The sequence below is a fragment of the Micromonospora sp. WMMD964 genome, assembly GCF_029581455.1.
Taxonomy (GTDB): Bacteria; Actinomycetota; Actinomycetes; order Mycobacteriales; family Micromonosporaceae; genus Micromonospora.
The window spans coordinates 4,564,559-4,578,635 of the sequence record NZ_CP120860.1 but is presented as its reverse complement, the minus strand read 5'-3'; the positions used below and the strand labels follow the sequence as shown (position 1 = coordinate 4,578,635).

At 72.8% G+C, this 14,077-nt stretch carries 13 protein-coding genes and 1 tRNA gene; 11 read left to right on the top strand and 3 right to left on the bottom strand.

Features of this window, described 5'->3' with window-relative positions; genetic code table 11:
• Window positions 1-430 precede the first annotated feature (430 nt).
• From O7616_RS21115 to O7616_RS21070, 10 genes are all read left to right on the top strand, one after another.
• On the top strand, window positions 431-991 hold the full coding sequence (locus O7616_RS21115) for a hypothetical protein (RefSeq protein ID WP_282303566.1): 561 nt from the start codon (window positions 431-433) through the stop codon (window positions 989-991).
• An 806-nt stretch (window positions 992-1,797) separates the two neighbouring features.
• A complete protein-coding gene (fdh, locus tag O7616_RS21110) occupies window positions 1,798-5,070 on the top strand; it encodes a formate dehydrogenase (RefSeq protein WP_282303565.1) in 3,273 nt (1,090 codons plus the stop codon).
• Window positions 5,060-6,034 (top strand): 4Fe-4S dicluster domain-containing protein, encoded by a 975-nt coding sequence (locus tag O7616_RS21105; protein WP_282303564.1) that lies wholly within the window; start codon window positions 5,060-5,062, stop codon window positions 6,032-6,034. The genes fdh and O7616_RS21105 overlap by 11 nt, the downstream gene beginning before the upstream one ends.
• Window positions 6,031-7,272, top strand: a complete 1,242-nt coding sequence (nrfD, locus tag O7616_RS21100; RefSeq protein ID WP_282303563.1) for an NrfD/PsrC family molybdoenzyme membrane anchor subunit — start codon at window positions 6,031-6,033, stop codon at window positions 7,270-7,272. Before O7616_RS21105 ends, nrfD begins: the two co-directional genes overlap by 4 nt.
• A 38-nt stretch (window positions 7,273-7,310) precedes the next feature.
• Window positions 7,311-7,406 (top strand) — tRNA-Sec (locus O7616_RS21095).
• A 22-nt stretch (window positions 7,407-7,428) separates the two neighbouring features.
• Entirely contained in the window at window positions 7,429-8,733 is a 1,305-nt protein-coding gene (gene selA / locus O7616_RS21090) for an L-seryl-tRNA(Sec) selenium transferase (RefSeq protein WP_282303562.1), read from the top strand.
• Between the two features lie 2 nt (window positions 8,734-8,735).
• Window positions 8,736-10,490 (top strand): selenocysteine-specific translation elongation factor, encoded by a 1,755-nt coding sequence (selB, locus tag O7616_RS21085; RefSeq protein ID WP_282303561.1) that lies wholly within the window; start codon window positions 8,736-8,738, stop codon window positions 10,488-10,490.
• 43 nt (window positions 10,491-10,533) lie between these two features.
• Window positions 10,534-10,731 (top strand): hypothetical protein, encoded by a 198-nt coding sequence (locus O7616_RS21080; RefSeq protein WP_145781709.1) that lies wholly within the window; start codon window positions 10,534-10,536, stop codon window positions 10,729-10,731.
• A gap of 73 nt (window positions 10,732-10,804) precedes the next feature.
• Window positions 10,805-12,082, top strand: coding sequence for a hemolysin family protein (locus O7616_RS21075; RefSeq protein ID WP_282303560.1), 1,278 nt, complete (start codon window positions 10,805-10,807; stop codon window positions 12,080-12,082).
• 72 nt (window positions 12,083-12,154) lie between these two features.
• Window positions 12,155-12,340, top strand: a complete 186-nt coding sequence (locus O7616_RS21070) for a hypothetical protein (protein ID WP_036410487.1) — start codon at window positions 12,155-12,157, stop codon at window positions 12,338-12,340.
• A 4-nt stretch (window positions 12,341-12,344) separates the two neighbouring features.
• Here the strand turns inward: O7616_RS21070 and O7616_RS21065 are convergent, their stop codons facing one another.
• Entirely contained in the window at window positions 12,345-12,995 is a 651-nt protein-coding gene (locus O7616_RS21065) for a hypothetical protein (RefSeq protein WP_282303559.1), read from the bottom strand.
• Window positions 12,996-13,129: 134 nt separating this feature from the next.
• Between O7616_RS21065 and O7616_RS21060 the strand changes: the two genes are divergently transcribed.
• The gene (locus O7616_RS21060; protein ID WP_278146074.1) at window positions 13,130-13,333 is read left to right on the top strand and encodes a hypothetical protein; all 204 of its coding nucleotides are present in this window, start codon (window positions 13,130-13,132) and stop codon (window positions 13,331-13,333) included.
• Here the strand turns inward: O7616_RS21060 and O7616_RS21055 are convergent, their stop codons facing one another.
• A complete protein-coding gene (locus tag O7616_RS21055; protein WP_282259435.1) occupies window positions 13,334-13,810 on the bottom strand; it encodes a hypothetical protein in 477 nt (158 codons plus the stop codon).
• Window positions 13,807-14,019, bottom strand: coding sequence for a phosphatidylethanolamine-binding protein (locus O7616_RS21050; protein ID WP_088989541.1), 213 nt, complete (start codon window positions 14,017-14,019; stop codon window positions 13,807-13,809). Before O7616_RS21050 ends, O7616_RS21055 begins: the two co-directional genes overlap by 4 nt.
• Between the last annotated feature and the right edge of the window lie 58 nt (window positions 14,020-14,077).

Sequence of the window (14,077 nt, the reverse complement as noted above, 5' to 3'; positions counted from 1 at the left end):
GGAGGCGTGGGTGCCGTGGGGTCCGGGGCCGGATCGGTCCAGTGCGGTATGTTCCGTTTGGGTGGTATCTGCGTGTGGTCGACGGCACTCGTCGGTCGGAATGACGGCCGGGGCGGGGTCGTTACACACCCTGACGATGGCAGGACCACGGCCGGTCGGCTCGACGGTCCGCCCCCGGGAATGACCCGGCCCGCCGGGTCGTTACACACGGACCCCGGCCTGACCGGCACCCCGCTTCACCGGGTGTCGCCGGATGGGTCGCCTCCGGGAATGGCCCCGCCCCGCGGGTCGTTACAGCCGGTCCCGGCGCCGCGAGCCCCCGCTCGTAGGCCGCCGATGATCCCCCAAAGACTTGTGTTGCAGCGTCGGACGAGGTGCTCACACCCGCGCGATCTCGGCGGGTGTCCTTACCCCCGAAGGAGCTTCCCCCATGAACACGATCATGCGTAAGAGTGTGCTGTCCGTTGCTGGTCTGGCGTTCGCCGGTGGTGTGTTCGCCGGTCCGGTCGCCGCCCACGCCGACCCCGTCGACGCCAAGCCGGTTGCGACTGCCGTGCAGTCGGGTGCGCCGAAGCCGCAGGGTGAGCAGTCGCGCATCACCCTCAACGACGAGCAGACCGCGAACGTGAAGGCGATCATCGCCGCGACGAAGAAGGCCGGCCTGCCCGAGCGGGCTGCGGTGATCTCGATCGCGACGAGCCTGCAGGAGTCGAAGTTGGAGAACCTGGGTCACCTCGGCGACGCCAACGACCACGACTCGCTGGGCTTGTTCCAGCAGCGCCCGTCCTCGGGTTGGGGTACGCCGGAGCAGATCACCGACCCCGCCTACTCGACCACGGCGTTCCTGAAGGGCCTGAAGCAGGTTGACGGGTGGCAGGACATGCCGCTGACCGAGGCCGCGCAGACCGTGCAGGTCTCCGCCTACCCGGACGCGTACGCCCAGTGGGAGCAGCAGGCCACCGACCTGGTCGCCCAGTACTGGAACAGCTGACCCCGCACCATCGCAGGCCACGAACCGCTGGCCGGCACCCCACACCCGGGGTGCCGGCCAGCGGTGTATCCGCCGCGCGGCGACGCCTGCCGCCACTGCGGCTGGCGTTCGCCCGCGAGATCTTGGACAGTTTCCGTTCGCGCGGAACGGAAACTGTCCAAGATCTCGCGATTCGTGGACCGCCTTCGGCCTCCGGGCCGCCTTCGGCCCACGGACCTGGCCCGGCCCACGGACCTGGCCCGGCCCACGGACCTGGCCCGGCCCACGGACCTGGCCCGGCCCACGGACCTGGCCCGGCCTGCGGACCCCGTCGGGCGCACGGACCTCGCCTGCGGATCTGGTTTTGGTCCGGTCCCATGGACTTGGTTCGGTCTACGGGCGTGCTCCCCGGACCGTGTGCCCCGGCCCGCCCCCGCTCCGGCTGACGGACCTGGCCCGGCCCGGTGCCTGGACCGGGCGCCGTCCCCGGGGCCGTCCGCCTGGCGGCTGGCCTGACGGGTTCGGCGGCGGGTCGTGGCGGGGGTGCGATGCCGGGAACAAGGTCGGGGTGGGGTTGGTTGTGGAGGGTGTCGGTGTGACTCAGTGTCCCCGGGCCTCACCTATATCGCCCTCGCGGAATACCGTTCGGCTGGAGCCGCGTCGTGCCACTCGCCGAGAGGCGACCTGCACACCGACACCAGCGCCGCCCCCGGCCCACAAGGCCGGGGGCGGCGCTGTCTGCGCGTGCAGGGCGGGGCACGACTCGCGAACATGTCTCAACTGGCCTATGTTCGTGGGGCCGCTCGCGTGGGAGGGGGTGTCGGGGCATGGGTCTGCGGACCTTCATCGAGGGTTGGCCGGTCTACCGGCAGCTCACCGGTACCGATCCGCTCGGTCGGGGTGCGGCGGCCAAATCCGCTGGATCTCGCGCGTTGACGGCCCGTACCGAGGACGCCGACAGTGTGGCCCGGTCCGTCTGCCCGTACTGCGCCGTGGGTTGTGGGCAGCGGGTGTTCGTCAAGGACGGGCAGGTCAGTCAGATCGAGGGTGACCCGGACAGCCCGATCTCGCGGGGTCGGCTCTGCCCGAAGGGTTCGGCCAGTAAGAGTCTGGTGACCAGCCCACTACGGCAGACGAAGGTCCGCTACCGGCGTCCGTACTCGACGCAGTGGGAGGATCTGGAGCTCGACACCGCGCTCGACATGATCGCCGACCGGATGCTCGCGGCCCGTGAGCAGACCTGGGAGGACGTCGACACGCAGGGTCGGCCGCTCAACCGGACGCTGGGTTTCTCCAGTCTGGGTGGGGCGACGCTGGACAACGAGGAGAACTACCTCATCAAGAAGTTGTTCACCGCGATGGGGGCGCTCCAGATCGAGAACCAGGCCCGTATTTGACACTCCGCCACCGTCCCCGGTCTGGGGGCCAGTTTCGGTCGTGGCGGTGCGACGGATTTCCAGCAGGACATCGCCAACGCTGACGTCATCGTCATCCAGGGTTCGAACATGGCCGAGGCGCACCCGGTGGGTTTCCAGTGGGTGATGGAGGCGAAGCGCCGGGGCGCGAAGGTGTTCCACGTCGACCCACGGTTCACGCGGACCAGTGCGGTGGCCGACTCGTACCTGCCGATCCGGGCGGGCACGGACATCGCGTTGCTCGGCGGGGTGGTGCGCTACATCCTGGACAACGAGTTGGACTTCCGGGAGTACGTGCTCTCGTACACGAATGCCGCCACGATCGTCAGCGAGCAGTTCAGCGACACCGAGGACGGTGACGGCTTCTTCTCCGGCTTCGACCCGGCGACCGGCACGTACGTGCAGGACAGTTGGCAGTACGAGGGGCATGAGGGCTCGTCGGGCAGTGGACACACCGCGAAGGAGCGGGACACCGCCGCTGGTCTGGAGCACGAGTCGCACGGCGCGGAGGTCGGCGGGCAGACCCAGCGGGACGAGACGTTGCAGCACCCGCGCTGCGTCTACCAGATCCTGAAGCGGCACTTCGCCCGCTACACGCCGGAGATGGTGGAGCGGGTCTGCGGGATTTCGCAGGAGCAGTTCCTGGAGTTGGCCCGGGCATGGACGGCGAACTCGGGTCGGGACCGCACCGGCATGCTGATCTATTCGGTGGGGTGGACGCAGCACAGTGTGGGTGTGCAGTACATCCGTACCGGCGCGATCATCCAGCTGTTGCTGGGCAACATGGGCCGCCCGGGTGGCGGGGTGATGGCGCTGCGCGGGCATGCCAGCATCCAGGGTTCCACCGACATCCCGACGTTGTTCAACCTTTTGCCGGGTTATCTGCCGATGCCGCACCACGCCGACCACCCGACCTTCGACGAGTGGGTGGACAGCATCCGGCACCCGGGGCAGAAGGGTTTCTGGGGCAACGCGCGGTCGTTCGCCGCCAGCCTGTTGAAGGCGTACTGGGGTGACGCGGCGACCCCGGAGAACGACTTCTGCTACGGCTACCTGCCCCGGTTGACCGGGGACCACGGCACGTACCAGCAGGTGTTGAACATGATCGACGGGAAGGTCAAGGGCTACTTCCTGCTCGGTCAGAACCCGGCGGTCGGTTCGGCGCACGGCCGCGCGCAGCGGCTCGGGATGGCCAACCTCGACTGGCTGGTCGTCCGGGACCTGTTCATGATCGAGAGCGCCACGTTCTGGCAGAACGGCCCCGAGGTGGCCACCGGGGAACTCGTGCCGGAGGAGTGCCGTACCGAGGTGTTCTTCCTGCCGGCCGCGTCGCACGTGGAGAAGGAAGGCACGTTCACGCAGACGCAGCGGTTGTTGCAGTGGCGGGAGAAGGCCGTCGAGCCGCCGGGCGACGCCCGCTCCGAGCTGTGGTTCTTCTACCACCTCGGTCGCAAGCTGCGGGAGAAGCTGTCCGGCTCGCCGCTGCCACGGGACCGGGCGCTGCTCGACCTCACCTGGGACTACCCGACGCACGGTCCGCACGCGGAGCCGAGCGCCGAGGCGGTGCTGCGCGAGATCAACGGGTACGACGTGGCGACCGGCCGCCCACTGTCCGGTTTCGCGGAGGCCCGCCCGGACGGTTCCACGGCGATCGGCTGCTGGATCTACAGCGGGGTGTACGCGGACGACGTCAACCAGGCGGCTCGGCGTAAGTCCCGGCACGAGCAGGACTGGGTGGCCGCCGAGTGGGGTTGGGCGTGGCCGGCGAACCGGCGCATCCTCTACAACCGCGCGTCGGCCGACCCGGACGGCAACCCGTGGAGTGAGCGCAAACGCTACGTGTGGTGGGACGCCGACAAGGGTGAGTGGACCGGCTACGACGTGCCGGACTTCGAGAAGACCAAACCGCCGTCGTACCGGCCGCCGCCCGGGGCGTCCGGGACGGAGGGCATCGCCGGTGACGACCCGTTCGTCATGCAGGGCGACGGCAAGGGTTGGCTGTACGCGCCGAGCGGTGTCCTCGACGGCCCGCTGCCCACGCACTACGAGCCGGTCGAGTCGCCGGTGCGGAACCCGCTCTACGGGCAGCAGGCCAACCCGACCCGCAAGATGTACGCGCACCCGGTGAACTCGGTGAACCCGAGCCCGCCGCAGGAGCACACCCAGGTGTTCCCGTACGTGTTCACGGTCAGTCGGCTCACCGAGCACCACACCGCCGGTGGGATGAGTCGGACGGTGTCGCCGCTGGCCGAGTTGCAGCCGGAGATGTTCGTCGAGGTGTCGCCGGCCCTGGCCGCCGAGGCCGGTCTGACGCATCTGGGTTGGGCGCACCTGGTCAGCGGTCGTGCGGTGATCGAGGCGAAGGTGCTGGTGACGGATCGGCTCACCCCGTTGCGGGTGGACGGGCGGATCATCCACCAGGTGTGGTTGCCGTACCACTTCGGTTTCGAGGGTCTGGTGACCGGCGACTCGGCCAACGACCTGTTCGGCATCAGCCTGGATCCGAACGTCCTGATCCAGGAGAGCAAGGTCGGCACCTGCGACGTGCGGCCCGGCCGACGGCCGACCGGCTCGGCGTTGCTGGACCTGGTCGCCGACTACCAGCGGCGTGCCGGGATCACCCCGGGTGAGAATGCTCCGGCGGTCACCACCGACAGCGAGGGGGAGCGGCGCGGTGCTTCCTGACCCGAACAGCCTCTACGGTCCGCTGGACCCGGCGCCGGACGCGGGCTATGTGAACGCGCCGCCGCGGATGGGGTTCTTCACCGACACGAGTGTCTGCATCGGGTGCAAGGCGTGTGAGGTGGCGTGCAAGGAGTGGAACGGGGTGCCGGAGAGCGGGTTGGACCTGCTCGGCATGTCGTACGACAACACGGGTGCGTTGACCGCGAACTCGTGGCGGCACGTGGCGTTCGTCGAGCAGCCCCGCCCGGCCGGGCAGCACCCGCCGTCGGCGGACGTGCTCGGCGAGCCGGTGGACGCCGGCCCGCAGCGGTCGGTGGACGCGGGCTCAACACCGCAGTTCCTGGGGATGCCGGGTGCGCAGCCGCCGGGGCGGGGCACCGGTGTCGAGGGTCGGACGGATTTCCGGTGGTTGATGATGTCCGACGTGTGCAAGCACTGCACCCACGCGGCCTGCCTTGATGTCTGCCCGACAGGATCCCTGTTCCGGACCGAGTTCGGCACCGTCGTGGTGCAGGAGGACATCTGCAACGGGTGTGGGTACTGCATCTCGGCGTGTCCGTACGGGGTGATCGATCAGCGTAAGGGTGATGGTCGGGCGTGGAAGTGCACGTTGTGCTACGACCGGCTCGGTGCGGGGATGACTCCGGCGTGCGCGCAGGCGTGTCCGACGGAGTCGATCCAGTACGGGCCGCTTGACGAGCTGCGGGAGCGGGCCGCCGCACGGGTGAGCACCCTGCACGAGCGCGGCGTGCCGGAGGCGCGGTTGTACGGGCACGACCCGGACGACGGCGTCGGCGGTGACGGGGCGTTCTTCCTGCTGTTGGACGAGCCCGAGGTGTACGGGCTGCCCCCGGACCCGGTCGTGACCACCCGCGACCTGCCGAAGATGTGGAAGCGCGCCGGCCTCGCGGCCCTCGCGATGGCGGCGGCCACCGTCGCCGCGTTCGTCGGAGGTTCCTCGTGAGTCCGCAGCGCCCCGAGGTGGGTGACCTGTTCCGCCGCTTCCGCGACCGGCTGGTCGCCGAGGCTTCCGCCCGACCGGGCGTCTCGGCGCGGCCGGAGACCGGGGCCGACGGCGCGCCGACGGGAGCCGACGACCACCGTCCGCACGCGACGACCCCGCAGCACGCGACCACCCCGCCGCAGGAGATCGCCACGCGGCACCGCGCTGCCCGGCCGCAGGAGACCTCCACCGACCAGCCCGGTCGACGGGCGGGCCGCCGACGCGGCGGACGCGGCGGCGAGGAGGTACGGGTTCCGGAGGCCGAGTTCACGTCGTACTACGGTCGTCCGATCCTCAAGGGGCCGGTCTGGAAGTGGGATATCGCCGCGTACCTGTTCACCGGTGGCCTGGCGGCCGGCTCGTCGCTGCTCGCGGCCGGTGGGCAGCTCACCGGGCGGCCGGCGCTGCGTCGCGCCGGTCGGGTCACCGCGCTGGCCGCCGTCAGCGCCAGCGCCGTCTTCCTCGTCAAGGACCTGGGCCGACCGGCCCGGTTCCACCACATGCTGCGGGTGGCCAAGCCGACCTCGCCGATGTCGATGGGCACCTGGATCCTGACCGCGTACGGGCCCGCCGCCGGTGTCGCCGCGGTCGCCGAGGCCGCCGGTGTGTTGCCGCGCCACGGCCTGCTCGGGCTGGCCGCGAAGGCGCTGCCGCCGGTCGGGCACGCGGCTGGGTTGCTCGCCGCGGGTACCGCGCCCGCGCTGGCCACGTACACCGGGGTGTTGCTGGCCGACACGGCGGTGCCGTCGTGGCACGAGGCGTACCCCGAGTTGCCGGTCATCTTCGCGGGCAGCGCGTTGGCCAGCGGCGCCGCCGTGGGTCTGCTCGCCGCGCCGCCGGCCCAGACCGGGCCGGCGGCACGGATGGCGGTGGCCGGAGCGGCCCTGGAGCTGTACGGCGCGCACCGGGTGGAGACGCGTCTCGGTCTACTCAGCGAGCCCTACCGGCTGGGCCGCCCCGGTCGGCTGCTGCGCGCCGGTCGGCTGCTCACCGCGGGAGGCGTCGCCGGTGCGCTGCTCGGTCGGCGTAGTCGGGTGGTCATCGGGTTGTCCGGTGTGGCGTTGCTGGCCGCCTCGGTGGCGACCCGGTTCGGCATCTTCTACGGCGGCGTCGCGTCGGCCCGCGACCCCCGGTACACGGTGGTGCCACAACGCGAGCGGGTGGAAGCCCGTCGGACCGACGGCGGAAGTTCCACCTGACCGGGCGGCCCTGCCCGTGCTGTGATCGAATGTCCGGTGGAGGCGTTCAGGCGGCTGGTGCCCCTCCCGGTCTTCAAAACCGGTGTGGTCCGGGACCCGGGCCAGGCGGGTTCGATTCCCGTCCGTCTCCGCCAAACCAGTGCAGGAGATGACGCGATGGGCGACGGGCCGACGGACCCGCGACGGCGGGTGCCCCGCACCGACACGCTGCTCGCCGATCCTCGGCTGGCCGCCGCCAGCGCGACGCTCGGTCGGGAACGGGTCAAGGCGGTCGTCGCCCGCGCCCAGGAGCGGGCCCGCCGGGGCGAGCTGCACCCCGACGAGGTACGCGACGCGGCGGTCGCCGCGCTGCCCGCGGCCGGGCCCCGGGTGGTGCTCAACGCGACGGGGGTCGTGCTGCACACCAACCTGGGCCGGGCGCCGCTGTCCGCCGCCGCGGTCTCCGCGGTGGTCGCCGCCGCCGGGCACACCGATGTGGAGTTGGACCTGGGCACCGGGCGGCGGGCTCGTCGGGGCCGGGACGCCCTCGACGCACTGGCGGCCGCTGTGCCCGACGCGGGCGCCGTGCACGTGGTCAACAACGGCGCCGCCGCGCTGGTGCTGGCCGCCACCGCGTTGGCCGCCGGCCGGGAGATCGTCGTCAGCCGGGGTGAGCTGGTCGAGATCGGCGACGGTTTCCGCCTGCCCGACCTGTTGGAGAGCACCGGCGCGCGGCTGCGGGAGGTGGGCACCACCAACCGCACCACGCTCGCCGACTACGCCGCGGCGCTCGGCCCGCAGACCGGCTTCGTGCTCAAGGTGCACCCGTCGAACTTCCAGGTCACCGGCTTCACCTCGGCGACCCCGGTGCGACGACTGGCCACTCTGGGCGTGCCGGTGGTCGCCGACATCGGCTCCGGTCTGCTCACCCCCGATCCGTTGCTGCCCGACGAACCGGACGCGACCACCACCCTGCGCGCCGGGGCCGCGCTGGTCACGGCCAGCGGCGACAAGCTGCTCGGCGGCCCGCAGGCGGGCCTGCTGTTCGGTGACGTCGAGCTGGTCGAGAAGCTGCGCCGGCACCCGCTGGCCCGGGCGTTGCGGGTGGACAAGCTCACCCTGGCCGCGCTGGCCGCGACAGTGCACCAACCGGACACGCCGACCCGGGCGGCGCTGCACGCCGACCCGGGCGCGCTGCGCAACCGGGTGGAGCGGCTGCGCGACCGACTCGGCGCGGACGGCCGCAAGGCGGAGGTGGTGCCGACCGTCGCGGTGGTCGGTGGCGGCGGGGCACCGGGCGTGGAGCTGGACTCGTGGGCGCTGAGCCTGCCCGAACGGTACGCGGGGCCGCTGCGCACCGGCGAGCAGCCGGTGCTCGGGCGGGTGGTCCGGGGTCGGCTCCTGCTGGACCTGCGGTGCGTGCCGGTCGAGGCCGACGACGCCGTCCGGGCGGCCGTGCTGCGCGTGACCGGGGACGACTGAGCGTGTTCGTCGTCGCCACCGCCGGGCACGTCGACCATGGCAAGTCGACACTGGTCCGGGCGTTGACCGGGATGGAACCCGACCGGTGGGCCGAGGAACGCCGCCGGGGCATGACGATCGACCTGGGCTTCGCCTGGACGACGCTGCCGTCCGGTGGCACTGTCGCCTTCGTCGACGTGCCGGGGCACGAACGGTTCGTGCCGAACATGCTCGCCGGTGTCGGCCCGGTACCGGCGGCGCTGATCGTGGTGGCCGCCGACGAGGGGTGGATGCCACAGTCCGCCGAGCACCTCGCCGCGCTCGACGCGCTCGGTGTCGCGTACGGCCTGCTGGCGGTGACCCGCGCCGACCTGGCCGACCCGGGGCCGGCCATCGCCCGCGCCCGGGACGAGATCGCGGCGACCAGCCTCGGCACGGTGCCGGCGGTGGCCGTCAGTGGCCTGACCGGCGCGGGCCTGCCGGAGCTGCGTACCGCCCTGGACCGGCTCGCCGACCGGGTGCCCGCCCCGGCGGTGGACGGCCCGGTGCGTCTGTGGGTCGACCGCAGTTTCACCGTGCGGGGCAGCGGCACCGTGGTCACCGGCACCCTCGGCGGCGGACGGTTGCGGGTGGGCGACGAGTTGGAGCTGGCCGGTGCCGACGAACCGGTCCGGGTACGCGGCCTGCACGCCCTGGGGGAGGCCCGACCGGAGGTCACGGCGGTGGCCCGCGTGGCGGTCAACCTGCGCGGTACGCCCCGCGACCGGCTCGGCCGTGGCGACGCGCTGCTCACCCCGGGCCGGTTCCACCGCACCGACCTCGTCGACGTGCGGCTCACCGGCGATCCCGCGACCGACCTACCGGCCACCCTCACCCTGCACGTCGGGTCGGCGGCGGTGCCGGTACGCGTCCGACCGCTCGGCCCGGACACCGTACGGCTGCGGTTGGCCCGTCCGTTGCCGTTGCTGGTGGGCGACCGGGCGTTGTTGCGTGACCCGGGTCGGCACCACGTGACAGGTGGGGTACGGGTGCTGGACGTGGCGCCGCCACCGCTGTCCCGCCGGGGTGCCGCGGCGGCCCGCGCGCAGGTCCTCGCCGAGTTGGACGGCCGCCCCGACCTGGCCGGGGAGCTGCGCCGCCGCCGGTTGGTCCGGGTCGGCGCGTTGATCCGGATGGGGGTGCCGGTGCACGTAGCTCCGGTGGCCGGTGACTGGTTGGCCGACCCGGCGCACTGGCAGCGGCTCGGCGAGCAGCTGGCCGAGGAGGTCGCCCGCTACGCCCGGGAACACCCGTTGGAACCCGGGATGCCGGTGGACGCGCTGCGCCAGCGTCTCGCGCTTCCCGACCGGGTGCTGGTCGAGGCGCTGGTCCGGCCGCCGCTGCGGATCCACGCCGGGCGGGTCGGGGCGGCGGGCGTCGACGCGTTGCCGGAACCGGTGGCCCGGGCCGTGCAGCGGGTCCGCGCCGAGTACGGCGACCGCCCGTTCCGGGCCCCCGAGGCGGACCGCCTCGTCGACCTGGGTCTGGGCCCCCGGGAGATCGGCGCCGCGGTGCGGGCCGGGGCCCTGCTGCGGCTCGCCGACAACGTGGTCCTGCTGCCCGACGCGCTTGACGGCGCGGTCCGGGTCCTGGCCGGGCTGCCGCAGCCGTTCACGCTCTCGGCGGCCCGGCAGGCGTTGGACACCACCCGTCGGGTGGCGGTGCCCCTGCTGGAGTTGCTGGACCGTCGCGGCGCGACCCGGCGACTGCCCGACGACGCCCGGATCGTCGTCACCTGAGCAACCGGCCCCGGGGTCGGCCGTGGTCGCCTACGGTGACGCCATGGACCCTTCCGCGGTCTGGCGGGACCGGCAGCACCAGTGGCGGATCGAGGCGTACCGGGCACCGGACCTGCGCTTCGCCATCTACGCGACCAACGGGCCCACCGAGTCCGTGCCGCTGTGGCTGTTCGGGATGACGGCGTTGGCCCGGTGGCTGATGACCCACTCCATCTCGCTGGATGACCTGGAGGTCGACTGAGCGGGCCGTAAACCGGGCCCGGAGTCGGCCGCGCTGCGGTTGAGTGACCTCAGGCGGCGGACGGGGGTACGCGATGGGCGGTCAGCTCGGGCAGTTGGCGCTGGTGGCCGTCCTCGTGCTGGTCAACGCGGCGCTCTCCGGCAGCGAGATGGCCCTGGTGACGTTGCGCGAGGGGCAGCTGCGGCGGCTGGGTCGGCGCAGCCGCGCCGGTGACCGGTTGGTGCGGCTGTCCCGTGACCCGAACCGCTACCTGGCCACCATCCAGCTCGGCATCACCCTGGCGGGGTTCCTCGCCTCGGCCGCGGCCGCGGTGTCGCTGTCCGAGCCGCTGGTCGGCCTGCTGGGTTTCCTCGGCGGCGCCGCCCGCCCCACCGCCGTGCTGCTCGTGACGGTGCTGTTGACGTTCGTCACGCTGGTGCTCGGCGAGTTGGCCCCGAAACGGCTGGCGATGCAGCGGGCGGAGCGGTGGGCGCTGGTGAGCGCCCGCCCACTGGACCTGCTCGCCCGCGTGTCCCGGCCGGCGGTGTGGCTGCTCAGTCGGGCCACCGACGCGGTCGTCCGGCTCGCCGGGGGTGACCCGCGGGCCAACCGGGAGGAGATGACCGAGGAGGAGTTGCGGGAGATGCTGGCCAGCCAGCGCGGGCTGTCCGCCCAGCAGCGGGAGATCCTGACCGGCGCGTTCGACATCGCCGGTCGTACGCTGCGCGAGATCCTGGTGGCCCGGCGGGAGGTGCTGACGCTGCCGGCCGACCTCGGGGCCGACGAGGGGGTTCGTCGGCTCGCCGCCGCCGGGCGCTCCCGTGCCCCGGTCACCGGGCCCGGCGGGCTGGACGAGGTGCTCGGTGTGGTGCACATCCGTGACCTGGTGCGGGCCGGTGCCGCCCCGGTGGCCGAGCGGGCCCGGTCGCCGCTGCTGTTGCCGGTGACCCTGCCGGTCGCCGACGCGTTGCGTCAGCTGCGGCAGAGACACCAGCAACTGGCCCTGGTGGTCGACGAGCACGGTGGCATCGACGGCATGGTCACCATGGAGGACCTGCTGGCCGAGGTGGTCGGCGAGTTGTACGACGAGACGGACCGCGACGTGCACGGCGTCGTGCGGGAGTCGGACGGGTCCCTGCTGGTGCCCGGGGACTTCCCGCTGCACGACCTGCCCGACCTGGGGGTGCGGCTGAGTTTCCCGCTGTCCCGCGACTACACGACGGTGGCGGGGTTGGTGCTGGCCCGGCTGCGGCACCTGCCCGGTGAGCCGGGGGAGACGGTACGTCTTCCCGGGTTGACCCTGGAGGTCGTGGAGGTCGCCGACCGGGCCGTTCGTCGGGTGCGGTTGCGGGGTTTCGTCAGCGACCGGTGACTGTCACCCGACCAGGGGACACAAGCCGCGAATCAGGGCGAAAGCCGATCGCGCCGAGCTAGCGTGCGACACGTGAAGGACCGAGGATTGCGTACGTTCGTCACGGTGCTGGCCGGCCTCGCGGTGATCTACTTCGGTAGCGCCGGCCGCAGCCCCGAGGAGGGCCGTGGCATCTCCGGCGGCGTGGTCGTCCTCGCACTGCTCGCCGCCCTGCTGGTGTGGCACCTGACCCGCCCCGGAGACAAGACGGTGAAGTGAGCGCTCAACGGGCGGCGACGCGGGTGACCTCGCCCGCCGACTCCTCGCCGAGCGCCACCCGGACCAGCGCCGAGGCGAGACGCCCGAAGTCCGGTTCGTCGACGAGCCCGGCCAACCGGTCCGGGGATCCCGGCAGACCCAACCGCTTCGCCCCGGCCAGGGCCCGACGGTCGGCGTACGGGCGCACGTCCGACCAGACCGCCTGTGCTTCGCGCAGGTAGATGTCCGCGCCGGTCGGGCCGATGCCGGGGAACTCGGTGAGCCGCCGACGCAGCCCGACCGGGTCACCCTCGGCCTCGCGGTGCAGCCGCCGCAGGTCACCGTGCCAGCGGTCCAGGCACAGCCGGGCCCCGGTGCCGAGCATGGTGGCCGTCCGCTCGTCGTAGCGGCGGTAGTGGCCCCGGCCCAGCGCGTCGACGCGCTGCTGCCAACCGGCCGCCTCCATCGCCTGCGGGGTGCGGTAGCCCGCCGCGAACAGCTCCCGCGCGGCGTCCACCGCCACACACGCCCGGATCCGGGTGCTCAGCAGGGTGGTCAGCACCAGCAGCTGGTACAGCGGCCCGGGTCGGTCGGACAGCCGGATCCCGGCCTCCTCCGCGTACGTGCGGCCGCGCCGGTCCAGCAGGACCCGCACCACCGTTCGATCATTGCCCACCCCGACCGGGTACCCGGTTCGGGGCCGGCTAGCCGTCCCGCCGACGCCCGGGGCCGGAATGCCCCCGGGGCGGGCGGGTATGCCGACGGTGGAGGCGGTCGATGCCGCCTGCCGTACCCGGAAGGGAGACACCCGTGACGAACCCGCAGCAGCAGGAGCTCCGCCGCAACGCGCTGGGCGCGACCAGCCAGGACAACAAGGGCCCCGCCCCGGGCGGGCACCCGGCCAACCGTGGCACGTCGCGCGGCGACGCCGGTCGACCGGTGCCCAAGGGCCAGGTGTCGCCGTACGGCCCGGCCGGTGAACCCGTGGCCGAGGACGACAGCGACACCCGTTGATCAGCGACCGCGACCGGACGGCCGCCGCAGCCTGTTCCAGGTGGCGGCGGCCGTCAGTCCGTACGCGAGGTGCGGGATGATGTCGGAGATCCAGTCGGAGCGCCGCCAGGTGCGCGGGTCACTGATCCCCAGCGCGGTGATCGACCCGTCCGTCATCGTCATCACACCGGCGCCGAGCAGACCGGTCGCCACCGGCAGTGGTTGCCGCCGGTCGCCCGCGTAGAGCGCGAACGCGACACCCGCGGCGATACCCAGCCCGTAACCGATCAGGGGCCCGAGGCCGGAGCGGCGGTTGGCCCTCCGGTCCCCGGACCCCAGATCCACGTGGGCGATGCCGGCCAGCTTGTCGACGGTCTCCTGCGGCACGTCGCTCTCCGGACGTCCCCGAAGCGCCATGTCGAGGTAGCTCACCACGTTCAACGCGGTGCTCCCGACGGCGCCCGCGATGGCGCCGTCGGCCACGTCGACCCTTCTCACTTCGGGTCGCCCGGTTCGCGCTCACTCTTCGGGCCGTACGTGCGGTCACCGCGCACCACGCCCCGTTGGCCGCGATCCTCCTGCAGGATCCGGTTCGCGACCTGGTTGGCCTTGCCGTCGGGCACCCGGCGTCCGGAGTCGTCGATGGCGTTGCGCAACCGCGCCCGCTGCTTGTCGTACGCGTTACTGCCCGGCCGTGGTCCTGGCATCTGCTGCCTCCTTCGTCGGCGGTCTGGGCGTACGGCGGCCGTCTACCCGTCTGCCGCC

Bases quoted from the DNA above. Each gene is read 5' to 3' on its own strand.
- O7616_RS21115 (WP_282303566.1), top strand. From the start codon at position 431: ATGAACACGATCATGCGTAAGAGTGTGCTGTCCGTTGCTGGTCTGGCG.
- selA (WP_282303562.1), top strand. From the start codon at position 7,429: ATGGGCGACGGGCCGACGGACCCGCGACGGCGGGTGCCCCGCACCGAC.
- O7616_RS21080 (WP_145781709.1), top strand. From the start codon at position 10,534: ATGGACCCTTCCGCGGTCTGGCGGGACCGGCAGCACCAGTGGCGGATC.
- O7616_RS21075 (WP_282303560.1), top strand. From the start codon at position 10,805: ATGGGCGGTCAGCTCGGGCAGTTGGCGCTGGTGGCCGTCCTCGTGCTG.
- O7616_RS21050 (WP_088989541.1), bottom strand. From the start codon at position 14,019: ATGCCAGGACCACGGCCGGGCAGTAACGCGTACGACAAGCAGCGGGCG.